This window comes from Nostoc favosum CHAB5714 (assembly GCF_020829495.1).
Taxonomy (GTDB): Bacteria; Cyanobacteriota; Cyanobacteriia; order Cyanobacteriales; family Nostocaceae; genus Nostoc; species Nostoc favosum.
In genome coordinates this window covers 40,562-63,078 of record NZ_JAIVFQ010000007.1, presented here as the reverse complement: position 1 = coordinate 63,078, position 22,517 = coordinate 40,562, and the positions used below count along the sequence as shown (strand labels likewise).

At 40.9% G+C, this 22,517-nt stretch carries 21 protein-coding genes and 1 pseudogene; 14 read left to right on the top strand and 8 right to left on the bottom strand.

Going from position 1 to position 22,517, the window contains the following annotated elements:
* Positions 1-375: a transposase gene (locus LC586_RS07445; RefSeq protein WP_229483953.1), complete on the top strand. Its 375-nt coding sequence runs from the start codon at positions 1-3 to the stop codon at positions 373-375.
* A 120-nt stretch (positions 376-495) separates the two neighbouring features.
* Positions 496-1,329 carry a hypothetical protein gene (locus LC586_RS07440; RefSeq protein ID WP_229483952.1) on the top strand — a complete coding sequence of 278 codons (834 nt, stop codon included), beginning with the start codon at positions 496-498 and terminating at the stop codon, positions 1,327-1,329.
* A gap of 20 nt (positions 1,330-1,349) precedes the next feature.
* Here LC586_RS07440 and LC586_RS07435 read toward each other — a convergent pair whose 3' ends face one another.
* Complete coding sequence (locus LC586_RS07435; protein ID WP_229483951.1) at positions 1,350-1,604, bottom strand: hypothetical protein; 255 nt, start codon at positions 1,602-1,604, stop codon at positions 1,350-1,352.
* Positions 1,605-1,751: 147 nt separating this feature from the next.
* Here LC586_RS07435 and LC586_RS07430 point away from each other — a divergent pair, with 147 nt between their 5' ends.
* On the top strand, positions 1,752-1,946 hold the full coding sequence (locus LC586_RS07430) for a hypothetical protein (protein WP_229483950.1): 195 nt from the start codon (positions 1,752-1,754) through the stop codon (positions 1,944-1,946).
* Positions 1,947-1,990: 44 nt separating this feature from the next.
* On the opposite strand, the gene LC586_RS07425 is transcribed toward LC586_RS07430, so the two are convergent.
* On the bottom strand, positions 1,991-2,449 hold the full coding sequence (locus LC586_RS07425; protein ID WP_229483949.1) for an endonuclease domain-containing protein: 459 nt from the start codon (positions 2,447-2,449) through the stop codon (positions 1,991-1,993).
* Between the two features lie 124 nt (positions 2,450-2,573).
* Here LC586_RS07425 and LC586_RS07420 point away from each other — a divergent pair, with 124 nt between their 5' ends.
* Positions 2,574-3,491 (top strand): RpnC/YadD family protein, encoded by a 918-nt coding sequence (locus LC586_RS07420; RefSeq protein WP_229483948.1) that lies wholly within the window; start codon positions 2,574-2,576, stop codon positions 3,489-3,491.
* 436 nt (positions 3,492-3,927) lie between these two features.
* Complete coding sequence (locus LC586_RS07415; protein WP_229483947.1) at positions 3,928-5,562, top strand: tetratricopeptide repeat protein; 1,635 nt, start codon at positions 3,928-3,930, stop codon at positions 5,560-5,562.
* A 309-nt stretch (positions 5,563-5,871) separates the two neighbouring features.
* On the opposite strand, the gene LC586_RS07410 is transcribed toward LC586_RS07415, so the two are convergent.
* On the bottom strand, positions 5,872-7,782 hold the full coding sequence (locus tag LC586_RS07410; protein WP_229483946.1) for an acetate--CoA ligase family protein: 1,911 nt from the start codon (positions 7,780-7,782) through the stop codon (positions 5,872-5,874).
* A 316-nt stretch (positions 7,783-8,098) separates the two neighbouring features.
* Here LC586_RS07410 and LC586_RS07405 point away from each other — a divergent pair, with 316 nt between their 5' ends.
* The 4 genes and pseudogenes from LC586_RS07405 (at position 8,099) to LC586_RS07390 (ending at position 11,248) form a co-directional block, all read left to right on the top strand.
* Positions 8,099-8,302, top strand: a complete 204-nt coding sequence (locus LC586_RS07405) for a hypothetical protein (protein WP_229483945.1) — start codon at positions 8,099-8,101, stop codon at positions 8,300-8,302.
* Positions 8,303-8,670: 368 nt separating this feature from the next.
* Positions 8,671-9,513: a cyanophycinase gene (locus LC586_RS07400; RefSeq protein ID WP_229483944.1), complete on the top strand. Its 843-nt coding sequence runs from the start codon at positions 8,671-8,673 to the stop codon at positions 9,511-9,513.
* Positions 9,514-9,727: 214 nt separating this feature from the next.
* A pseudogene (ybiA, locus tag LC586_RS07395) lies at positions 9,728-9,970 on the top strand (riboflavin biosynthesis intermediates N-glycosidase); the annotation flags it as partial.
* Between the two features lie 177 nt (positions 9,971-10,147).
* The gene (locus LC586_RS07390; protein WP_229483943.1) at positions 10,148-11,248 is read left to right on the top strand and encodes a tetratricopeptide repeat protein; all 1,101 of its coding nucleotides are present in this window, start codon (positions 10,148-10,150) and stop codon (positions 11,246-11,248) included.
* A 165-nt stretch (positions 11,249-11,413) separates the two neighbouring features.
* Here LC586_RS07390 and LC586_RS07385 read toward each other — a convergent pair whose 3' ends face one another.
* Positions 11,414-12,112, bottom strand: coding sequence for a phosphoribosyltransferase (locus LC586_RS07385; protein WP_229483942.1), 699 nt, complete (start codon positions 12,110-12,112; stop codon positions 11,414-11,416).
* Between the two features lie 192 nt (positions 12,113-12,304).
* Here LC586_RS07385 and LC586_RS07380 point away from each other — a divergent pair, with 192 nt between their 5' ends.
* The 3 genes from LC586_RS07380 (at position 12,305) to LC586_RS07370 (ending at position 13,798) form a co-directional block, all read left to right on the top strand.
* Positions 12,305-12,985: a uracil-DNA glycosylase gene (locus LC586_RS07380; protein WP_229483941.1), complete on the top strand. Its 681-nt coding sequence runs from the start codon at positions 12,305-12,307 to the stop codon at positions 12,983-12,985.
* Between the two features lie 124 nt (positions 12,986-13,109).
* A complete protein-coding gene (locus LC586_RS07375; RefSeq protein WP_229483940.1) occupies positions 13,110-13,439 on the top strand; it encodes a DUF433 domain-containing protein in 330 nt (109 codons plus the stop codon).
* Positions 13,440-13,447: 8 nt separating this feature from the next.
* On the top strand, positions 13,448-13,798 hold the full coding sequence (locus LC586_RS07370) for a DUF5615 family PIN-like protein (protein ID WP_229483939.1): 351 nt from the start codon (positions 13,448-13,450) through the stop codon (positions 13,796-13,798).
* Positions 13,799-13,960: 162 nt separating this feature from the next.
* Here the strand turns inward: LC586_RS07370 and LC586_RS07365 are convergent, their stop codons facing one another.
* From LC586_RS07365 to hetZ, 3 genes are all read right to left on the bottom strand, one after another.
* Positions 13,961-16,267 (bottom strand): transglutaminase TgpA family protein, encoded by a 2,307-nt coding sequence (locus LC586_RS07365; protein ID WP_229483938.1) that lies wholly within the window; start codon positions 16,265-16,267, stop codon positions 13,961-13,963.
* A 931-nt stretch (positions 16,268-17,198) separates the two neighbouring features.
* Positions 17,199-18,173, bottom strand: coding sequence for a PatU (locus tag LC586_RS07360; protein ID WP_229483937.1), 975 nt, complete (start codon positions 18,171-18,173; stop codon positions 17,199-17,201).
* A complete protein-coding gene (gene hetZ, locus LC586_RS07355) occupies positions 18,166-19,371 on the bottom strand; it encodes a heterocyst differentiation protein HetZ (protein WP_229483936.1) in 1,206 nt (401 codons plus the stop codon). Before hetZ ends, LC586_RS07360 begins: the two co-directional genes overlap by 8 nt.
* Positions 19,372-19,575: 204 nt before the next feature.
* On the opposite strand from hetZ, the gene LC586_RS07350 reads away from it, so the two are divergent.
* Positions 19,576-20,049: a hypothetical protein gene (locus LC586_RS07350; protein ID WP_229484055.1), complete on the top strand. Its 474-nt coding sequence runs from the start codon at positions 19,576-19,578 to the stop codon at positions 20,047-20,049.
* Between the two features lie 303 nt (positions 20,050-20,352).
* Here the strand turns inward: LC586_RS07350 and sds are convergent, their stop codons facing one another.
* Positions 20,353-21,324, bottom strand: a complete 972-nt coding sequence (gene sds / locus LC586_RS07345) for a solanesyl diphosphate synthase (RefSeq protein WP_229483935.1) — start codon at positions 21,322-21,324, stop codon at positions 20,353-20,355.
* 948 nt (positions 21,325-22,272) lie between these two features.
* Here sds and LC586_RS07340 point away from each other — a divergent pair.
* Positions 22,273-22,470, top strand: a complete 198-nt coding sequence (locus LC586_RS07340) for a hypothetical protein (RefSeq protein WP_229483934.1) — start codon at positions 22,273-22,275, stop codon at positions 22,468-22,470.
* The last annotated feature ends 47 nt before the right edge of the window (positions 22,471-22,517 follow it).

The window sequence follows — 22,517 nt, the reverse complement described above, 5'->3', positions numbered from 1 at the left end:
ATGTCACGAAATCACGAAGAATGCCTTGCCCTACTTGAGCAAATTCGCTGGGGTGGAAAGCCAAAATGCCCATATTGCGAATCAACCAACGCTACTGCATACAAGAATGAGCGTAGATATCACTGTAATGAATGCTTTACTTCATACAGTGTTACAGTCGGTACACTTTTTCACAAGACTCATGTAGAATTACAAAAGTGGTTTGTAGCGATTCACCTTGTGCTTAATTCACCAGGGGGTATTAGTGTGCGTCAGCTTGCTAAGGAAATTGGGGTTAATAAGAATACAGCCAGTTACATGATTGCGCGTATTCGTAACGCGATGGCTGAGGAACGGGGACTCCTACAGAGGATTGTAGGAACTGATAAGTCTTAGGAATTACTGAGGCTTTTTTAACTCTTTCTTGTTCTGTCAGCTTGTTGTAAAGCTAAGGGCTGAGAGTAACGTGATATTTCTTTTAAAAAAGGTTAGTAAGTATTTTTTTGAGGCAGTTGAATGAAGCTTTTGGCAAATATGTTTAAGGGTATGCTTAAGCGTCCTAATATCTTAATTGTTTTTTTGATTTTTATTAGCTTAGTTGCTTATATTGGTTATGAAATAGGTAGAACAAATAGAGTTACTAGTTCGACAATATTAACGTACATAAGTATTTTCTTAGGTCTTACTACTGGTGGTGTAAATTTGCTTAATTATTTTATAGATTGGCAAATTAAAACCGAAACAGAGGAAGAAAAAGAGAGACTAAAGCAACAATATGATAGTAATCAACTTGCGGAAAAACACAGAATGGATTTTATATCTTTAGTGTCTGAAGAAATAACTTTTGAGAAAATTGATGAATCATTATTACGTAAAAAGGAAAATCCAAAACAATTTAAATCTAGAATTAGAGATAATTTAGAAAGAATTAAAAATTCACAACAAGCTTTAAATGGATTACTTTCTAGTAGAAAAAAAAATGGCATAAATGTAAACCTACTCGATACAATAACTTTTACAGCTCTTAAGCGTATCGGAATACCTATAGAAACTTCAGCAGACGAAAAATTTATACATCTATACGCATACTTGAAAGCTTGGCTTATATGCGGCATTAGGCACGATACAACAAATCTTCCGATAGAATGGATCGATGAAAATGCACTGAATCAACAAGAACAAATACGTGCGCTGGAATATATAAAAGATAAACTTATCAATCATGAAAAAGTAATTGAAGAAATTCCTAAAGAAGAGTCTAGAAAAATTATTCGTGAATACCTCGAAGAACTAATAAACAAAATTAAAGCACACCAACAAAATCAAGCAATTAACTCTCCAAACAAGTAGAAAATATATTATTAATGTGGCTAAGATTTATCTAGTTTGCCGTAATCATCTATATCTTCTAAAATTCGTAGTTCCCTTTGTTTAAACAGATTATCAAGGCTATCTTTGTACTCAATTAAAGCCTTCAAATTCTTTTCCTCAATAGTATTTAAGGCATTGTCAACTTTTACTAAAGCAGTCTTGACATCTTGATTTTTACTTGCCAATGTCTTGTTAACATCTTTCAGTAAGCTTTGAGTAAATAGCAAAATTTCCTTTATAGTATACTGATGCATTGGTGGCATTTTTCTTCAGAGTAGTATCATGAGCAATGATATTCATTTGTGCCTAATAAGGTCTACACCGCTAACTAGGACACTTTAAAAGCTATTAATACTGCCATTCCAACAGTATTAATCAAGTATTGTGCTTAATCTATTTGAATGATTGTCCATCTCAAAGCTGCGATCAGACTTCCTCATCAAAAGCGATCGCACGCCCGTTATCAAATTCAACTTACAGCCAAGATTCGCAAAATAACTCCCTCACTTGTCTCATCCGCTCAAAATCGCTGTCTTGTGAGACGATGGTCAAATGATGACGCAAAGCGATCGCACACACCACCAAAAACCATATAATTAGCCCCCTCCTCGCTTGCGGGGAGGGGGTTGGGGGTGGGGTTCTATCTCTGCAACCAAGTAGCAATATCCTGCAACACCCCCTCCATCCTCTCCAGAACATCCTCATTTCTAAATCGCACAACCTGCAACCCCAAACTCTCCAAAAATTCTTGACGTATCGCATCTTCCTCTTGGGTGTAGTCGTGAATTTCGCCATCCACTTCCACCACTAACCGCGCTTCATTACAGTAAAAATCGACGATAAAACGGTCAATTGTTTGCTGACGGCGGAACTTGAAACCCAAAAGTTGCTTGTGTCTCAACTTCTGCCAAAGTAGCTTTTCTGCTGGAGTTGGTTCACACCGCATCTGTCGCGCTAATGGCTTAAGTTTTTTCCAAAGTTCGTATGGGGTTTGCCAAGGGTATCCCGGAACCCCACCCCCTAACCCCCTCCCCGCAAGCGAGGAGGGGGGACTGGAGTTGGTGAGAGGCTTTGGGTTGGGGTTGTGATTTTCGGCCATTTGCGATGTTGGTGGTTAGCTAATATTTCATGTATTATTCCCAGCGATCGCACTCTCCAAACTCCTCAAAACTCTGGCATAATCAGACATGGCTGCACCTTCAAAACTGATGTAAATCACGCCAATGTCCAACGATGAATATGACAGTCCGTGGAAAGAAGCTATAGAAACCTACTTTCAAGAGTGCATTGAATTTTTCTTTCCTGTAGCTGCTGAGGGAATAGACTGGAAGCTCGGCTATACTTTTTTGGACAAAGAGTTACAGCAAGTCGTTCGAGATGCGGAACTAGGGCAAAGATTCGTTGATAAACTCGTTCAAGTCTGGCGACGCAATGGCGAAGAAAGGTGGGTATTAGTCCATCTGGAAGTCCAAAGTAATGAAGAAACCAACTTTGCCCAACGGATGTACGTCTACCACTACCGACTGTTTGACCGTTACAATCGGTCTATAGCTAGTCTAGCCGTCTTAGGTGACGATCGCCCCACATGGAAACCAAATCAATTTAGCGATGAACTATGGGGTTGCGAAGTCAAATTCAAGTTTCCCATTGTTAAATTACTTGAATATAGCCAACAATGGACAGAATTAGAAGCAAGTTCTAACCCATTTGCTACAGTAGTTATGGCTCATTTAAAGGCAAAGGAAACACGCCAAAATGACCAAGAGCGTAAACGTTGGAAGCTTGATTTAACGAAACGACTCTACGAAAAAGGTTATCAGCGCGAAGATATCATCAACCTGTTTCGATTTATCGATTGGGTGATGAGATTACCTGAAGAATTAGAGAACAGTTTTTGGCAAGAAGTGACTCAATATGAGGAGGAAAAGAAAATGCCGTATATTACTAGCGTAGAAAAAAGGGGTATAAGGGAAGGGTTACTTCAAGGTCTTGAAATTGCTTTGGAACTAAAATTTGGCAACGAAGGGTTAACAATATTACCAGAGATTGTCCAGATACAGAACGTAGAGATATTAAGGGCTATTCTCACCAGTATCAAAACTGTGAATACTCTAGAAGAACTCCGGCAAATCTATCAATAATATCACCACTCATACTCGACTGTAAAAAACAGCAATGTCTGAGACAGAGTGCTATGTCTTCATACACTCCCTTTAATCCAATCTCATTCTCTGGCAATTTTAACATATTAAGTTAAATTAAGAATTATCGCAAAATAGTAAACAATTTAGGACTTACGTACTGTACAAATGCATCGTGATGTGCATTACCTATCTTGAGGAAGTTTTCAGGCTTTTCTTAATTATGCTGCGATCGTAAATAGACCATACTGTAGGGGCTAAGCTTTTGCTGTGCCCTTACGAAAGATATGGTTTTTAACCTTGCTCCATATTTGGTATTTCTTGTCAATGCGTAAGTCCTACAATTTTTGGAAATCTCACCCAAGCTAATTAAAAGGTTTACGCCAACTGGATATTTTAATAGAATAATCTCATCAAAAGATTCGCAGAAATATAAATGGACTGGATTACACTACTGCGATCGCTACAGTCTGATTTTATTAAAAGGTTAACATCTGGTTCTCTGCTTCATTGTGAAACAGAAGGTCAATATAGTGAATTAACTATAATCTCTGGAGAAAGGTTAAGGGCATTACGGGAATTTTGCTGGTTGATGGCTGAGAAGTACAAGCGTGTTTTACCAGTCCGTGACGTTTTCATTAGCTATCTTAAAGGAAAGTTGGGTGAGGAAGTTGTCAAAGAACGTTTAGCTGATTTTATTACCGAAGTCGATTATGAAAAGCGATTCGGCGGCGATGGCAATATAGATTTTACCTTGACTTCTGACCCATCTATTGGTATTGAGGTTAAATCTCGTCACGGTAGTATTGATAGAGTTAGATGGTCAATTAGTTCTGAAGAGGTTGAAAAAAATGCAGTTGTAGTTTGCATTTTGATTCAAGAAGATGTGAGTGAAGCCCAATCTGAGTATCACCTTTTTTTGGCTGGCTTTCTCCCAACCCGGATGATTAAGTTGAAGACTGGTAAAATTTCATTTGGGATTGAACAATTACTGTATGGTGGTGGTTTATGGTGTTATCTAGAACAGTTACAATCTTCTATAAATAATTCTAGGCAACAAACATTAATTTACAAATATCTTCCAAAAGAGGAAACGCCACCTAAGCAAACTAATAATCAGTTGACTAAATCTTCTGAGCAACCTGAATTAGAGAATTATTTACAATATCGTAATGAAGACTTAAATATACTTTATGTAAGATTAGGTGATGAATGTTTTGAGAAAGGAGAATATTCAAATGCGATCGCCAACTATAATCAAGCCTTACAAGTTAAATCTAGTGATGTTGATTTATATTATAAACGAGGTTTAGCCCATTATCAAATAGGAGATTATGAGGCTGCGATCGCAGATTATTCTCAGGCAATTCAGATAAATCTTCATGATGCTAAATCTTACAATAAACGAGGTTTAGCTCTGTCTCAACTAGGAAGATTAGAAGAAGCAATTAATGATTATACCCAAGCTATCAGAATTAATCCTAATGTTGCCGTAGCTTATAAAAACCGGGCTGAAGCTCGTTCTCATGTAGGAGATAACCAAGGAGCAATTGAAGATTATACACAGGCTATTAAAATTAACCCCCATTATGCTGATGCTTATAAAAACCGTGGGATTGCTCGTTATTTATTAGGCTCTCAACCGGGATTTCCCCAAGTAATTAAAATTAATCCTAAAGATGCCATAGCTTATAAAAAACGTGGTAATGCTCGTTCAGATTTAGGAGATTTTGAAGGAGCGATTGAAGATTATACTCAGGCAATACAGATTAATCCAAATTATGCAGATGCTTATTACAACCGTGGTAATGCTCGTTCAGATTTAGGAGATTTTGAAGGAGCAATTGAAGATTATACTCAAGCAATCCAGATTAATTCAAATTATGCAGATGCTTATTATAATCGTGGCAATATCCGTTTAGAAATAGCAGAGAAACAAGCAGCAATTGAAGATTTTCAAAAAGCGGCAGATATCTATCGTCAAGAAGGTAAGCTAGAAGCACTCAAAGATACACGAGAAAGAATATTAGATTTAGAAATAGAAGAATCATTAGATATTTTAAACTTCTAGAAAATCGATGATTTCGGATAAATAGTAACTTTCAGCTACCCTCAACTCATATAGTATCCTATCTCATTTATGAAAATTCTCTCTGTCCACATCCCCCACTTCGTAAAAGTTATCCGGGATATATACCGTTTCCTAATCAGATCAGGTACATCATAGCCCCCTCCTCGCTTGCGGGGAGGGGGTTGGGGGTGGGGTTCTGTACCTACTCAACCAATAACCGCTATAACCTTTCACGAATGATTTAAAACTGCTATACCCCGATTTCCCGTTTGATTAAGAAAAATTGGGTTGAGTGCCTATTTACTTAACTCACAAAATTGCTCCAGTCTCTTTCAAATAAACCCGCGTAAATGGTTCATCTTCACCCAAAGTATAATCTTCAATCAACCCTTTGCGACGGATAGAAATGTCGTTGCCTTTTCTAATCACCACAGTCGAACCATCGAATACATCCCGCACTAACATCATCTCAGTTTCGGTAGGATTATCCAAAACGACCATATTACTACTGCGGTAAAACATCCCCTCTTCATCTAGGATGTCTTCGGCATACTCGGCAATCAGCAAATCAAGTTTTGGATGACGCAGCAAAGTTTGGACGTTGCTGTTGTAATTTTTGCTTAATACTTTTTTGGAGCGATTCACAAAAACTGCATCACGACAAACAGCGCCTATTGTCCAGTGGGGATGTTGCAAAAGGATATGGTCAATTGTTGCTTGCAGTTCTTCAACTGAGATTTTATTAAAGGTAATAATTGGTATCCTAGAATCTGTACCCGACTCAAAAAAGGTTTCTAAGATATGAGAAGGCACATCAACGCTTTCACCAACAGAAGGTTTAAGATGCATTAAAACACCTGGTGCAGCGTTGATTTCCAAGATAGCAAAGTTACTGGATTTCCAAGATTCTGAGAGACTTTTCGTAATGACATCAATACCAAGGCAAGTCAACTGGAAGTGTTGGGCAATATCTTGCGCCAAGATAATATTGTCATCATGAACTGTCTGGGTTGCATCAATGCTCATACCTCCGGCTGAAAGATTGGCGACTTTACGCAGGTAAACAGTGCGTCCCTTCTCAATAACACTGTCCAATGATAAGCGCTGTTCCTCTAGGTAGAGTTCCATCGCGTCATCTATCTGGATTTTACTCATCGGCGAGGTAGGCGTGTCTAAACGTGCAGGTTTCCGGTTCTCTAGGCGGATTAATTCTGCAAGCGTTAAATAGCCATCACCAACAACCGATGCTGGACGGCGTTCTGTGGCGGCGACAAATCTGCCATTGACACACAACAAGCGAAAATCTGAGCCGGAAATACTTTTCTCAACAATTATCCGAGTTAGTTGATCTTCGGGAATCGCTGCCAGTGCCCTATTATAAGCAGCTGCAAGTTCTTTTGAGTCTTGTATGTCAGCCGTAACGCCAATTCCTTTGTGGCCTACCACTGGCTTAACTGCCACTGGGTAACCAATTTGTCTTGCTGCCGCCAAGGCTTCCTTTTCAGTAAAGACGATATCGCCTTCAGGGACTGGAAAACCCAACGTTTTTAAGAATGCCTTGCAGTCATCTTTACGGGTGGTAAACTCCGAATCTAGATGGCTATCACAGTTAAATGTTGTTGCTACCCCCCGGACATGTTTTTTTCCCAAACCGTATTGCATTAATCCTTCTTCCCACAAATAAAAGGCGGGAATACCTTTTTCGTAGGCTGTTCGCAATAGGGCGTAAACCGTGGGGCCACCATAGACAGAGGCGCGGAATTTATTTTGCAGCCTCACCAATTGTTCGTCAAAGGTAAAGTCTTCATCTTGGGTAATAGCTTCAAACCAATCCCAAACAAAATAAGCTACCTCTCTAGTAGTGCGTTCATGTAGTGATTGGACGCTAATCCGCACGAAACCTGGATATGGCTTGACACTCCAACGGTTAAGGTGCAAATCCATGTCCAGTTTTCCGACTTCGGACACAACTTGAGCAAATAGATGAGCATAAGATTCGTAGCTTTGGCTACCCAGGTGGGGATAGCGATCGCCAATCTTTGCAATATAATCTTCAATGGGCAAAGGCTCTCTAGAGTCAACTAGAGCAAAGTCAAATACTAGCGCTCCTATATCTAAATAGGGGTTGGGCCCAATATAATGCTTGAAGTTGAAAATATCGAATACATCCGTTCTTCTAGCATTAATGCGGACTAAATCACTGCTTTTTTGTAGAACCATTGATTACGAACCTTTGGCTAAACACCCTGAAATTTAGATGCTGAGTTCTGGTTACTCAGACTTATTGATTGTAAATTGATTCACATTAATTGTGGAGAGTGATGGCAAAGCCATTGATCTAATCAGAACCCAGATTAAACCTATTAGTAAGCATTTTCAACTATCTCAAGGCATAATTAAACCCCCCAACCTCAGTAAAGAAAAAAGTACAGTCAATTCATCCTCATGAATAGTCAAATATATAACCTTTGAAAGGTGCAACACCCAGGCAATAACTTGTATAAATAAATATGCGGTATTCAAAAGACAGCAAAGTATGAATAGCACACAAGCTGCTCTAAGAGACGAAATTCGAGAACTTGCTGAAGAAGCTTTTCACCAAAAGCTGATCTCTGGGCATGGTGATGGCCCAGACATGAATGAGTATCAAATTGTCTACCAAGGCAAACCCAGGCATCTCCCACTAGAACAAGCACGTTTTTTCTTAACTAACTTGCTTTACAGAAGTCGCATTCATTAGGACTTACCATCAGATATCTAATTGCACCCAGCGAGAGTTAATACCAATTATTTAATAATTGCCCGAGAAATTTTCAATCGGCAATTAGCAATGCCTCTAGAAAATCACTCTAGAGGCAGTTGGTGCTGTGGGTTTTATTAAGTCAACAAACGTTAATAAGGATAGTTATTTTTTATGTAATTTTTTGGAAAAATCTTTTGGTTTCGCTGCGATGTCTAACGACAAGTCGCAACTCTTGGAAACGCTTTGCGAATGCGTCTACGCAAATTGTAATACTACCTTCTATCAAGTGATCTACCAAAGGGATGATTTGATAGTTGGAATTGTCATGGTTTAGTAAAATTTATTAACTCAAATCAGGGGGCATCATGGTAGAAAGTAATCCCAAACGGCAGTTGGTAATTATAGGGGGAGCCGAAGACAAGGAAGGAGATTGCCAAATTCTGCGGGACTTTGTGCGACGCGCTGGGGGTACGAAGGCGTATATTGTAATTATGACGGCGGCGACAGAATTACCAAGAGAAGTGGGAGAAAATTATATTAGAGTATTTGAGCGACTGGGAGCCGAAAATGCTCGCATTATTGATACAGAAACCCGCGAAGATGCATCTTCATCTACTGCATTGGAAGCAATTCATAAAGCAACTGGAGTATTTTTTACTGGGGGAGATCAAGCTCGCATAACTAGCATTCTCAAGGGCACCGAAATAGATACGGCGATTCATCAACGGTTCTCTGAAGGTGTAGTTATCGCAGGCACAAGTGCCGGAGCTGCCGTGATGCCAGACGTAATGATTGTAGAAGGCGACTCAGAAACACATCCTCGGATTGAAACTGTTGAAATGGGCCCCGGTCTTGGTTTTCTACCAGGAGTGGTAATTGACCAGCATTTTTCCCAACGCGGACGCTTGGGACGCTTAATTTCAGCTTTGATACTACAGCCTGCTGTTTTGGGATTCGGTATTGACGAGAATACCGCTATGGTTGTGACAGATAACCAAATTGAAATTATTGGTGAAGGTGCGGTTACGATTGTTGATGAATCAGAGGCTACATACAACAATATGGACGAAATTTTGAAGGATGAGTCTTTGGCGATTTGCGGAGCAAAGCTTCATATTTTGCCACATGGCTTCAAATTTGACTTAAAAACCCGCCAGCCTATCCTAAATAATGGCTCTGTGGCAAATATATCTGTAGCTGTTGGTTGAATCAACACCTAACTTTTAGTAGGTGCGTTTAAATTGAGCCAATAATTAATAATTGTAGATTACTGACATTTATTTCTTGAATATCCTCCCAAGTACTCTCAGAAATAGCGGACATAGCCCCGCATTTTCAGGAGGAAGGGGGGGATTTATTATTAATAAAACAGAATACATGCGTCAGTCGCCAGAATTCAGAATTTAATTCTGTGTGACATCTATGACAATCTACTTTTATAGCACTCGTGAAGAATATGGCTGTTTCTCTAACTTTTCGCCCCACGGCTTTGAATTAGATGGATTCTATTGGTCAACTAGCGAACACTACTTTCAAGCGCAAAAGTTTGTGGGTACACCTCATGTAGAACAAATTCGTTTAGTTAAAACACCTAAAGATGCGGCAAAAATGGGGTGTGAGAGAACCCGTCCCCTACGGCAAGATTGGGAACAAGTTAAAGACGACTAGATTTCTCGTAGGGGCATGGCAATGCCATGCCCCTACCAGCGTATTTGTATCATTTCATTATTAAAGTGAAATGGTATCACGCCTAACCTACGCTGTGCTAAACCAACCTGATGAAAGATACCTCGTGGTTTTGGGAACACTAGATTCAGCACCAGACTGAACAGGAAAGGGCTGATGTCTAAAAGCGAATGGAATAACAGATCGAAAAATACAGTTTCCGTGCAATTACCCATAACATACTTAAAATCAGTGAAGCGTAATACAATTACCCATGAATTTGACTCTGGTTCACAAGCAGAAATACTACCTATACAGGAAAGTGACGACATATCGGAAGCATCCAAGCTACTAAGGCAAGGAATTCAACAGCAGCAAGCTGGTGAATTAATAGCAGCGTTGAAGTCCTTACAACAATGCTTGGGGCTGTTTCAGGCAGTTGGGGATTTGCAAAAACAGGCACAGGCACTTTCTTTTTTAGGATTGGTAACTTACAGCGCTGGAGACTACAAAGGTGCTATCTCCTACTCCCAACAGTGTCTGTCTTTGCTGAATAATAACTCAGATTTAGCATTGCAGATGCAAGCACTTTCCCACGTAGGAAATGCATACCGTCATCTAAATGACCATAACAAGGCTATTGAATTTTTGGAAAAGTGTTTAAAAATAACGCAACAGCTGCAAGACAAACGTAGTCAAGTAGCAGCACTGAATAATTTGGGATTAGTGTATAAAGCTTCGGGAAACTTTACGCAGGCAATTGAGTATCAGCAGCAAAGCCTAGAAATTGTCCGGGAACTTAAAGATAACTGGGGCGAGGAACAGGTACTCAAAAATTTGGGTAATGCTTGGTATGCTTTGGACAATTACCCAAAAGCGATCGCCTATTATGAGCAGTGTGTAGTACTAGCACGCTCGTTAAAACATGTTCGCAGTGCCTCTCAGGTGCTAAAGAATCTAGGGAATGCAAGTTATGCCTTAGGTGATTATGCTAAAGCCATTAAGTATTATGAAGAACGCCTGCAATTAGCTAGAGAAATTAAAGACAAGCGTAGCGAGGAACAGTCTTTAGGTAATTTAGGAGTTGCTTGTGAAGCTTTGGGTGACTATAACAAAGCAATTAAGTATTATGAAGAACGTTTGCTGTTAGCTAGAAGTATCAAAGATCGGCGCAGTGAAGAAGAAGCTCTTGATCGTCTGAAAGCTGCTTGCTACGCCTTGGGTGATTATGCCAAAGCTATGCAATACCAGCAAGGAACATCTTCAAATAATTCGTAATTCGTAATTCGTAATTCGTAATTCAGTTTTGTAATGGGGATAAAGACAAGAGTCACAAAACTTGCTGATGCCATTAGCTCTCTTGAGAAAAACGCCCAAAAATCGTTAAAAAGCAAGAGAGGGAAAGGAATAATTAAGAGTTAATAATTAGTTAATAATTTAAAATTACTCGCATAGGTCAATTTCTCCCATTGTCTTTTGTTGCTGGAGATATGCGAGAACTTCTAATGTATCTACTTGGGGAAATTGGGCATAAAAATTACTCACACTCCGAAAGGGTTCCGGTGTTTCCAAGACAATGGTGCGATCGCCCCACTGTTCTAACCAAGGTAGCAATGTTTGTGGCGCTACTGGAGTACATAGCCAAACTGCTGCTGGAGAAAGTGTTTTGAGAGCAGTTGCTGCTACCGCTATTGTCATACCTGTAGCAATGCCATCATCAACTAAGATGAGCGTAGCATTCTCTGCATTCACCTGCCCACAAGCAGGAATTAATAGAGCCTCAAGAGACTTAGCAAGGTTTATCGCTTTATTTAAAGCTACTTCCCGCCACCGTGCATCATGTTTAAGGCGAAATAGCTTTTGATCAGTCCAAAGAACATTTCCAAAAGTAGTCACTGCACCAATTGCTAACTCTGGGTTTTCTGGATGGCTAATCTTTTTCGCCACAACAATTGTCAACGGACAATCCAAAAGACGTGCTATTGGTGCTGCTACTGGTACACCTCCTCTTGGCAAAGCATAAACAATTGGTACAGGCTTAACCCCAGAATCAATAGTTTGCTGAGTCAAAACATCATGAATCACTCGCGCTAATTCCTCACCCGCATGGGTGCGATCGGCGAAAAGCGGGGTATGTGACATGGTTTCCCCCAGCATTTTAGGACGGTACTGCTTTTATGATGACTGAATTTTGTCTCAAATTAACTGATACAATAAGATTTGTATAAATAATTAAGTATTCAGCAAAAGTCTATTTATTCTGATAAATCTCCAACCAAAGCAGTATTTAACTCAGATAAGACAGATGGTGCTGATGCCAAAATCCTAATTTTCATGAGCAGCGAAACCCAACTCAGCCTCTTCGACGACTCAACCCTTAACCAACGAGAACTGATTCCCACAGACGCTAAAATTGCGATCGCTCCGGGAACTTATTCTGCCATGACGGAGTTGGCACAACATTGCAATCGCTGCCATCGCTGTGCATTGGGAGACATTCGGACTCATGCTGTTGTCGGACGCGGTAATCTCAAAGCCCCAATTATGGTTATTGGGGAAGCGCCTGGTCAAAATGAGGACGAAACCGGTTTACCATTTGTAGGCAGATCGGGGCAGTTGTTAGAGAAAATCCTAGCATCTGTAAATCTGAGTACTGAGCATGATGTATATATTGCCAATATCAACAAATGCCGCCCACCAGATAATAGAGTTCCTACACCTGTAGAAGTGGCCGCTTGTTTACCCTACTTACTAGAACAAATTCGTTTAGTTGACCCCAAAATAATCCTGTTAACAGGTGCAACTGCTGTCAAAGGCATCACTGGCGATAAGCGAGGGATTACGAAAATTCGCGGAGAGTGGTTAGAGTGGGAAGGGCGTTTATGTATGCCAATTTTTCATCCTTCCTACTTGCTGCGTAACCCTTCTAAAGAAAGAGGTGCGCCGAAATGGTTGATGTGGCAGGATATCCAGGCAGTGCGTGCCAAGTTAGACGAAATCCAAAATAATAGCTAATTTGGTAAATTCGCTTAAATTATATTGTATTTCACTAATTGCGATCGCCTGTTTTGATTGAAGTGGAAGCGATCGCACCTGAATTAAGTTACTATTACATCCAGTCAGTCAGGGAAATTAGCGCATGAGCCTGGTTTTAGAGCGTGAGACACCTCCTCTTCGAGAAGATGAAACTGGAGCAATTCGAGTTGGCAATTCAAGAGTTTTACTAGAGGTCGTAATCCGAGCTTTTCAGGATGGCGCGTCCCCTGAGTCTATTGTCCAAAGGTACTCGACCCTATCATTGTCAGATGTTTACAGCACCATTGGTTACTATCTTCGGCATCAAAACGCTATAAAATCCTACCTTAATCACAGAGAACAGTTAGCTGAATCTGTACAGCAACGTTTGTCCAGTGTTCAACCTGATTTGAGTCTGATTCGTTCTCGGTTATTGGCTCAACAACAATCTTAAAAGTGGTTATGTTGAGCTTGTTAAGCGATGAAAACTTTAATGGCGATATCGTTCGAGGGCTATTTCTGCGTCAACCCAATCTTGATTTACTTCGGGTTCAAGATGTTGGTTTACGGGAAGTAGACGATTTAGCGATTCTAGATTGGGCAGCAACAAATGAGCGCATTGTTTTAACCCATGACCGTGCAACAATGCCAAACTTTGCTTACGAGCGATTGATAACGGGAAAGCTGGTGTCAGGATTATTTGTAGTTAATGACCGGATGCCCATCAGACAAGCGATTGATGAATTGCTACTGCTTGTTGATTTTAGTAAGCAAGCAGAATGGAAGGGAGTTGTACTCTATCTACCTTTATGACGCTGTGTGCAACTTTTACTCGAACCTAACCCCCCAGCCCCCTTCCCTACGAGGGAAGGGGGAGAATTCAAAGCCTCTCTCCTTGCAGGAGAGAGGTTTGGAGAGAGGTCAAAAATTAAGTTGCACATCGCGTTTTATGAGTAATTTATGCGAAGTTTTGAATTACTTAGTAGTCTTTTTCAGTTCTTGCCATCTTTCTCGCAGTCGCTGCAAGTTAGGACTATGACCACCATAACGCCAACTAACATAGGCTTGGCTAATCTCATCTATAACCTCAGCAGCTGCCGGGGCATGATGCTGATATGAGACTCTGGCATACTCTAAAGGTGTTTGTGCTGGATGCTTACCTAAACCTTTTTGGGTTGTCCATTGCAGCATTTGTTGATAAAGGCTCTCCATTGCTGGCAATTTCTTTAACCATCGACGATTGCGCCACTCTCGCCATTGTCCCCAACCCAGCCAACCAAAGAAAGCTGCTGTAGTTGCCAAGATTAAGCCAGTCAATACGCCAAACCAACCTTGAGAGAATAAAGCTAAAAACCAAGCGATCGCTCTAATCACCCACTTAAATATTGTCTCAAATACATTATTCAACAAACCCGTCACTGGAGAAGGCAACCACCCAGCAACCCAATGCCACAACTGACGCAACACACTAAAAGTCTGAGTATCTTCCACTGATGGAGGTATGAGCGGATGATTGGGAATGGGGTCAAAGGCAAACCAGCCATATTTAGGAAAATATACTTCCGTCATCGCATAAGCGTCAGTATTACGGACAACATATAGCCCTGTAAATGGATTGAATTCTCCTGCACTAAACCCTGCTACCAACCGGGCTGGGATACCAATGGAACGTAGCATTACCGTGAGAACTGTTGAGAAGTGGTCTGGATAACCGCCTTTATATTTGAATAAAAAAGCTTCTACTAAGTCATCTTTTTCTGCCAAATAAGGCAAATCTAAGGGATTTTGGGGAAGAGAGTAGCGTTGCTTTAAATATTGAGCTAAGTAGAGAGCTTTTTCATAGGGTGAATCTAGACTTTTAGAAGACTTTGCAACTCGTTCTTGATTGTAGTTAGCAAGAATTTCTTCGGTACGTTGCCGGACTTTTTCGGCAATTTCGGGAGGAATTTGTAGATAATACTTTTTAATATCCTGTGGATATTTAGTAGAGGCTTCAGCTAATTTAGTGCGATCGCGGTATGGTACTTCAGAAATTACTGTGTAAGTGAGTCCTTCTGATAATTCCACAGGCGATCGCAATCCATTTTCTGTATCAACCGCGATCATTGGTGTGGGAAAGTAAATCTCTTTGGGATAAGCCATCGCCGGAATTAGGTTAGGCAAATCCGCCACCACTGTATAAGTTTGTACTATCTCTTGGGTTTTAGCAGTAATCAGAGGTCGGTTCAGGAAAATTTGGTAAGACCAAGGCGATCGCTTGATGGTTGTAACATCTTCATTACGGGAAACTTCCCATCCCTTACCCGTATAACGGTCAAATCCTAGAACTCGCCAAAAACCCTCAGCTTGCGATCGCACCCGCATCACAACTTTCGGTTTCATCTCGCCCCGCAGATTTTGGTTAATTTGGCTATTAAAACCGTAATAAAAGTTATTATCTACCTTACCTGGTTGACCAGTTTGATTTTGTCCCGTACCAGTGCCTTGATTATCGCCTTTACCTTGGCGGACATAACCGGGATTAATGATACTACGTCCGGTGAAATTACCTTTTACTGGAATCGCAGAACTTACAGGAAAATTGCGTAATTGATAGCCAGGAAATCTGGGTAAAACAGCAAAAATTGCCAGTCCCAGACCGACAATTAGGAAAAAATTCAGAATTAAAAATTTAAAATTAAGAGTTGAGGAATTCTTCTGATTTAATTTTTCATTTTTTATTTTTAATGGCTGCAAACCCAAGCGTGAGCGATAATCTAATACTAAAGTTGGGAGAGCGATCGCTAAAAATAACAGCAACACAGGTGCAAATGCTAAAGTCTGACTTAACGTTGCCGCCACACCCAATAAAATCAGTCCTATAACAATCGAATAGCCCAAATTTTTCCGGCGTGGTGTATCAAAGCTATGCAACACCTGGAGTTGAATTAATAACTCTGCCAAACCCAACCGTGTATCATTCAACTCTCCCACTAATCGGCCAAAGAAAGCACCCAGTGCCACTAACATTCCGATGGCGATACAAAACTTAACTGCAACATTGCGATCGCGGCGACGATAGTAACTCCAAATCGCACCTAATACACTCAAGGGTAACGCCCAAAAACTGAATGAAGTTTCGGCAGCGATATCCGTCGCCACAATTCCCAAAACAACCAACGCTAGCACCAGCACCCGCAAGGAAATTGAATCTTCCACCTCTATCAAAGGCGATCGCTGCGGATTTTGCCGCCAGAAATTACCTACACGCCAAAACCGATTCATCCTGGATAAGTTAAGCATTTCGAGTCTAAGTGAAAATTCCACGGAAACAATGCTGAGGACGAAACTGTTCGCCCTACTTTAAAGTATTCCCCTTAGAAGAAGCTTTCTTATCCTGCCTTCACGCATCTATGAACGTTTAGCGCGTATTTTACAAATTAAAGTCCTCGCAGGAGTTTAAAAACCCTGTTATCAATCTTTGCTTCCCTTCTTGTGACAGAGACTATGCGCCAAAAGAACAGCTATGGGTAGCTTACTTTCCCTTAGAAGTACATAACGCAATAGCCTTGAGTTAAGGATTTCTTTATTCTCTCTGCGTCGCGCCAGTTGCTTCAAGTCGGGGAACCCGCCCAACGAACTGGCTTCTCTGCGCCTCTGCGGTTTGTTAAAAAAATTGACTTTGATAAAGTTTTAGCCTTAACCCAAGCGCATTGCTATGTAATATCGAGTTCGGAAAATTAGTTATGATTCCTACAATTATTGCACCTCACCCCGCCAAAGCTACACTTTGTCTCCCCTCCTCGCTTGCGGGGAGGGGGTTGGGGGTGGGGTTCTTGGGGTTTAATAAGTAATCAAGCGATGATATAACGTTACCGCGAACTGTAACGCCAAGCGTGAACATAATTTTGTATAAAAAAAGCAACACAACCGAATAAATTCGTTGTGAAAAATTGGTGGCTTGGTAAAATAAAGGCGAAATCAGCACAACACAACAAACTAACTCGTTCCCCAGGCTTTACTAATAACCCAGTAGACTGACGAGTACCTACAAAAAATCAATTATGGGGTGGAGGCTGACTCTACACCCACTGGTTAACTGTAACCACACTTTACGTATAAGTAAGCACCCTGTTGCTAGTAGTATCTAGAGACAGAAAAAGCCCCAAGGCAACAGCTAGGCAATAGTTACCTTAAGATATTCGGCATTACGTACTAGCGGTGGCAATTAAGGTTACACAGTCGGATTAATCACAAACAAAAGCGGCTGTTCGTCTATTTCTGGAAACTCAACTTCCAGAGTATAAGTTGGGTTAAGTTGTTCGCAACCTAACTCTACACTTAAGTATCCGGGAGTCGAAGATGTTGCCATTGCTAAAGTTCCACTTTTGCGAAGTGTCAAAGTTCCTTTAACGGGTAACTCAGCCTGAACAAGTAACTTCGTAATACCTACAAACTGATACTCTACTCTAATGTTCAAATTACCGACAGTGGTTAGCCATTGTCTTTCTACCACTGGACTAGCTGCTGAAAGTGGTAGAGTCAGATTTTCCAGCAGTTGTTTAGCCGCCAGCAATGACAAAGCCATTTGTTGACGCGGTTGTAAATCTGAATAATCGCTCTGAATATTGGGCATTGTATCCAGAGTACTTACAGAACGATAGGTGCTTCTTAGCACCAATCCCGCGATATCGTTTAGTGCTTGAGACTCGTTGGGAAAAAAGTTCTCCACCACTTGAACTAATTTTGCTCCCAGAGGTACTGAAGATGTCACCAATGCCTGACATTGTTCCAGCAATTGCTGAAAAACTCTTTCCGGCAAGGGAAGCGGCAGGTTCAGTTTCGACTGTTGTACCATCCACCCCCAGGTAGGAACGAGCGTCATTGACGGCTCATCAACACAATCGGGATATTCGATTAATTGTGTTTCCCAAGGAAATAAAGGTGGGTGGTCTTGGGCTTGGATTTGTAAGCGATGCTTAAGGACAGCTTGGAAACGATCTAGCACAGTAGGAATTTCTCCCAATTGAAAGGTCTGGGGCGTTCCTCCCAATTTTGGCTCACTGCTTTTTGAAGCAGTGGCTTCATTGTGGAGGTTTTTTACCCCGTCATTTTCCTCACATTCTACAGATTGGTCGTTATTTTTGACATCATCTGTCAATAACCAACCGAGACACTGAGATTGTAAGGATTCTGAGTCACTATTCATGAGTAGATGCACCTGATCCGGACACTAATGAGTTACGAATTTCCCAAGCTTGCTCAAGAATCTTAAACCATCGTTTTTGAAGTTGTGCCATTGACAGCCCTAAAGTTTTTGCGATTTTTTCATCGGCTTGTCCTTGTTGCTTCAACTCTAGTAAAGATCGTTGCTTATTGTCCAGTTGTGCTGTGTATACTTGCCATTGCTGAGGAGTTAAGCCCAAATTGGTATGTAAAGAAGCTTCCAGCCACTCGTGAACTAATTCCCAACGATGTAACAAGGCAAACCGAATCAAATGATACTTGAAGCGCTGCTGTAAGTAATCTCTCTGACGAGGGGTTAAACCTAAAATCGACTCAATTTCTTGTGCTGATAAATCCTGGAGGCGGAGGGAAAAGTAATCAGCACAGTCAGATTGTTGCCGTTCTTCGAGATAATTCATTAATTCTGTAACCACAACGGAACGCAAAGTATCTTCTTCGGGTTCAGGTTCGGCTTGCGTTGCCATTGTGGAGCGTAATTGATGCACTGCTGGTTCTTCCCAACAACCATCGGCTTCACTATTGCTGCCTTCTGCGGCTTGTTCTATATCTACGCTAGTTTCTGGGGGCTGCTGTTGAGAAAAAGTTTGCGCCCGCAAGATAATTAGCTGCTGCTGACGGCCTGGTAAGGGAATGCGTCGCTTGCCGTAGCGCTCGGTAAATGCCATGTACTCGGACAATTCTAGAAGCGTCTGAGGGCGATAAGTAGCACCGAGTTGATTTTCTCGGCGGAAAGCGTTTAATGCCTCCAGATAAAAACTCTGTAAGAAATCTTCAATTATAGTCAGTCGCCCTTGATAACTCAATTGCTTCTGAGGCGGATTAATGTATCGATAAATAATTGCACTCAGAGTACTGTGTAATTCTACCCTGCCCCGATTTGAACCCAACTGATAGTACCTGAGACACTGTTGTAGCCGATGCCGAGCCAGGGTCATCGCCGAGCTTTCTACAGACCCAGAAGCTTGGATACGTTTGCTTTCATGGCAAATCCGATATACTTCGGTGGTAATACGTCTTGCTACATCGTGGCAATTCTGTTCCGAAGCTTTGGTTGATTGTTGAAACTCCCTGGACAGGAGTTGAAAGATCACCTCCACGCCTTTAGAATTTTCTCCCAGAATATTTACAGATGGAATAGTTGCGGTTGCGGCTGAATTCATAGTCTCAGTTTTCAAAAGACCCTAAGTATTTAAATACAACCTGTACGACTGTGGGTATTGGCTTTTTTGATTTTACGTATAAGCTAAACGCAGACCAATCCTACATTGAGAATGTGGATGATTTTATTATTCCCAACTTTGATGGGATTGTTCACACTTTGATAGATGTTATTGCCATTACCCAAAAGCCATATACAAGTCATTATGGATTTAGAAGCACAAATTCAATTGCTGATTGACAATGCACCCCGCGATGGTATGACACCACATCTTATTGCAGCAATTGCTCCTGCCCTTAGAGCGATCGCTCAAAAATTACGTCACTCCCAGTACTATATTCTCCAAAATTCAGAGTCAAGCTGGGTTTTAACTACATTGAGCAATCTTACTAATCCAGGATTGGAAAAGCGCGTTGTTTACGCTTTCCCTACCATACAGGATGTCTCTCTAATTTCCCCTGCTGGGCTTGACCCTCAAATGCTAGCTAAAATTATCCCTGTCACCCATATTTTGTTCCAATTGGTGGCATTAGAACCCGTAGATAGCATCATTTTTTTGGAGACGCCGGGTAAGACCACTCATACCGTTGAAGTTAGACGAACTGACCTAGAGAAACTCATGCAGAAACAGCTACGACAACAGCGATCGCCTAAACAGATACCCCCTGATATTGCATAGAAAAAACTTGGATGTGGGATTTTTTAGATACAATCCCACATCCAAAATTTTAAATCTCAAATTTGTTTGAAAAAGTTTTTGATGAAAATAAATTAATGCTAGTTACTAACCTTCTAGTTCTTTAAGGAAGCAAGCGATCGCCTTAATTTCCTACTTAATCTAAAATTGGTTAACAAACAGTTTTCAGTGAACATTTTTCCAAATTTAGCTGACCATTAAGCAAAATTTCCCCACCTAAGAACAGGTGGAAGGCTTCGCTTGGGGTCTAAAGTCCCATTTTGTACCGATTAACTGGTAAATGATTTAATAAAGGCGGCTCAGTGTGTACTCAGCTATGTTAATCAATGCCTGGTGGGATTCTGAGAGTGGGAGAACTTCAAGATGTTCAATTGCTAACTTAGCATGGTGAGCAGCTAACTCTCGCGCCTGCTGTATGCCTTGACTATCTTGAATTAGTGCTAGTGCTTGCTCTAAATCCCCTTCTTGAGCAAACTCTCGCTCAATCAGCACTTCTAAGGATGGTTTTTGGGCTAAAGCAAATAAAACAGGTGCAGTCAGATTACCACTTTTAAGATCCGACCCCACTGGTTTACCCAAGGTATCTGTTGTACTGGTGAAATCTAGAATGTCGTCAACAATTTGAAATGCTATACCAAAATGACGACCGTAGCTATATAGATGCTCAACAGTTTCTTGCGAGACTTCACTGAGTAACCCAGCAGCTTTAGAACTGTTGGCGATTAACGAAGCTGTTTTGTAATAACTCTTCTGGAGGTAAGTCTCAATAGAAATACCAGCATCAAAACGATTCAATCCCTGCTGGATCTCCCCAGTAGCCAAATCCATAATGACTTCTGAGAGGAGTTTCACTACCTCCAAATTGTCCAAGTTTGCTAAATACCAGGACGATTGGGCAAAAAGAAAATCTCCTGCTAATATGGCAATGCGATTACCGAACAAACTATGAACGGTAGGAACGCCTCGCCGCACGTCTGATTCATCAACCACATCGTCATGTACCAAGCTAGCTGTGTGAATCATTTCTGTAATCTCAGCTAGGCGGCGATGACGCGGTGTAATCTCTTGATCTAACATTGTTGCCCGCGATATTAGCAGGACAATTGCTGGTCTGATACGCTTTCCCCCAGCACCGAATAAATGTTCGGCTGCTGCAAACAGAATGGGGTGGCGATTTCCAACTAGCTGTTTTAGGTTATCTGCTAGTAGTCGCAGGTCTGCTTCCACAGGGGTAAACAGGGAGGTGGCTGGGGTCATGGATGGGCGGACTCTGACTTAGGTTACGAAAGTTTACATATCCTACACTCATTTTAAGATAACCCTGTGCCGGCGCAAAGTTTTCATAAGGTAATCCCATTTTCATGAGTCTATCGGAGATAATTAAGGTTACCGATGTGTTTGTCAATAAGCAATTATACTTAATTTTTGGTAACTCATGTTTTAAGTTACTTTAAAACCTGAGTTATAAGTATATGACAATGAATATCAGCTAAAATTATATTAAGTAGTTTCCCGGTACACGTTTCCCGCCACAGTTCCAAGGATAATTTAAGCAATATTGCCTATTGACATAATAGATGTGATTTAAATAAGTCGCCAGCGAGTCAGACTAAATTTCTTCAGGACTGGAGTGTAGCTATTCAAAAAATTTGAAATTTAGTAGTCGAGTAAGCTCAAAATTTCAGGTCGTTGTGTTACGCTAAAATATAGGAATTTTAAATTTTTCAGATATTTACACCCCAAAAGTAAGTCACCTAGTAGTTGATTTTACTGGCTCGGTGATGTAAGTCTAAAATAATTAGTCGTAGCTTAAAATTAAGGAAATAATTCCTTTTATTTTTCCTACGATCCGCGAAACTCCTGGTTTGGAGCTATGCGATATCCCTATGGGAAGCCGCTACACGTCTTCAGCGCACGTTGAGCGCAAGCATTGCTCCTTTCACAGCAATGTGAGCAAAAATAAAGCAGATCAAGTAGACCGCAAAGAATCATAGTTTTAGATTGCTAAAAGGCAATCTAACTGCTGTGGGATCTATGGTCTGCAAGAAGTAGGATTAGACAATAAATTATTTGTCTATAGAGAATTTTATCTCTATAGGTAATTTTACCATAGGAAACTACAGCCATCAAGAAAGTACTTGCTTGGCTGAGGTTCTACTAATTTTATGGAATTTTATATTCGTTTAGAAAAGTGCTAGTAGAACAATGATTTACGGAAGTATACCTATGATGATTTTTATTTTAGCGTCTGGATATTTGTTCACAGTCTACCTGTTATTAGCACTAGCGAAGCGAACGGGTACAAAGACTGTTCCGACAAGTTTCCCTTCATCTACCGAAGGAAAACACAAGCAGGAGATATCAGTAAGGGCAAAGGTGACTGAAGCAGTCAATAGTCAATAGGCATTGGGCATTGGCAAATGACCAATGACCAATGACTAAGGACAAAT

What these genes read in the sequence shown, in the direction of transcription:
- LC586_RS07445 (WP_229483953.1), top strand. Translation starts at nt 1, where the DNA reads ATGTCACGAAATCACGAAGAATGCCTTGCCCTACTTGAGCAAATTCGC.
- LC586_RS07440 (WP_229483952.1), top strand. Translation starts at nt 496, where the DNA reads ATGAAGCTTTTGGCAAATATGTTTAAGGGTATGCTTAAGCGTCCTAAT.
- LC586_RS07435 (WP_229483951.1), bottom strand. Translation starts at nt 1,604, where the DNA reads ATGCATCAGTATACTATAAAGGAAATTTTGCTATTTACTCAAAGCTTA.
- LC586_RS07430 (WP_229483950.1), top strand. Translation starts at nt 1,752, where the DNA reads ATGATTGTCCATCTCAAAGCTGCGATCAGACTTCCTCATCAAAAGCGA.
- LC586_RS07425 (WP_229483949.1), bottom strand. Translation starts at nt 2,449, where the DNA reads ATGGCCGAAAATCACAACCCCAACCCAAAGCCTCTCACCAACTCCAGT.
- LC586_RS07420 (WP_229483948.1), top strand. Translation starts at nt 2,574, where the DNA reads ATGTCCAACGATGAATATGACAGTCCGTGGAAAGAAGCTATAGAAACC.
- LC586_RS07415 (WP_229483947.1), top strand. Translation starts at nt 3,928, where the DNA reads ATGGACTGGATTACACTACTGCGATCGCTACAGTCTGATTTTATTAAA.
- LC586_RS07410 (WP_229483946.1), bottom strand. Translation starts at nt 7,782, where the DNA reads ATGGTTCTACAAAAAAGCAGTGATTTAGTCCGCATTAATGCTAGAAGA.
- LC586_RS07405 (WP_229483945.1), top strand. Translation starts at nt 8,099, where the DNA reads ATGAATAGCACACAAGCTGCTCTAAGAGACGAAATTCGAGAACTTGCT.
- LC586_RS07400 (WP_229483944.1), top strand. Translation starts at nt 8,671, where the DNA reads ATGGTAGAAAGTAATCCCAAACGGCAGTTGGTAATTATAGGGGGAGCC.
- LC586_RS07390 (WP_229483943.1), top strand. Translation starts at nt 10,148, where the DNA reads ATGTCTAAAAGCGAATGGAATAACAGATCGAAAAATACAGTTTCCGTG.
- LC586_RS07385 (WP_229483942.1), bottom strand. Translation starts at nt 12,112, where the DNA reads ATGTCACATACCCCGCTTTTCGCCGATCGCACCCATGCGGGTGAGGAA.
- LC586_RS07380 (WP_229483941.1), top strand. Translation starts at nt 12,305, where the DNA reads ATGAGCAGCGAAACCCAACTCAGCCTCTTCGACGACTCAACCCTTAAC.
- LC586_RS07375 (WP_229483940.1), top strand. Translation starts at nt 13,110, where the DNA reads ATGAGCCTGGTTTTAGAGCGTGAGACACCTCCTCTTCGAGAAGATGAA.
- LC586_RS07370 (WP_229483939.1), top strand. Translation starts at nt 13,448, where the DNA reads ATGTTGAGCTTGTTAAGCGATGAAAACTTTAATGGCGATATCGTTCGA.
- LC586_RS07365 (WP_229483938.1), bottom strand. Translation starts at nt 16,267, where the DNA reads ATGCTTAACTTATCCAGGATGAATCGGTTTTGGCGTGTAGGTAATTTC.
- LC586_RS07360 (WP_229483937.1), bottom strand. Translation starts at nt 18,173, where the DNA reads ATGAATAGTGACTCAGAATCCTTACAATCTCAGTGTCTCGGTTGGTTA.
- hetZ (WP_229483936.1), bottom strand. Translation starts at nt 19,371, where the DNA reads ATGAATTCAGCCGCAACCGCAACTATTCCATCTGTAAATATTCTGGGA.
- LC586_RS07350 (WP_229484055.1), top strand. Translation starts at nt 19,576, where the DNA reads ATGGATTTAGAAGCACAAATTCAATTGCTGATTGACAATGCACCCCGC.
- sds (WP_229483935.1), bottom strand. Translation starts at nt 21,324, where the DNA reads ATGACCCCAGCCACCTCCCTGTTTACCCCTGTGGAAGCAGACCTGCGA.
- LC586_RS07340 (WP_229483934.1), top strand. Translation starts at nt 22,273, where the DNA reads ATGATTTACGGAAGTATACCTATGATGATTTTTATTTTAGCGTCTGGA.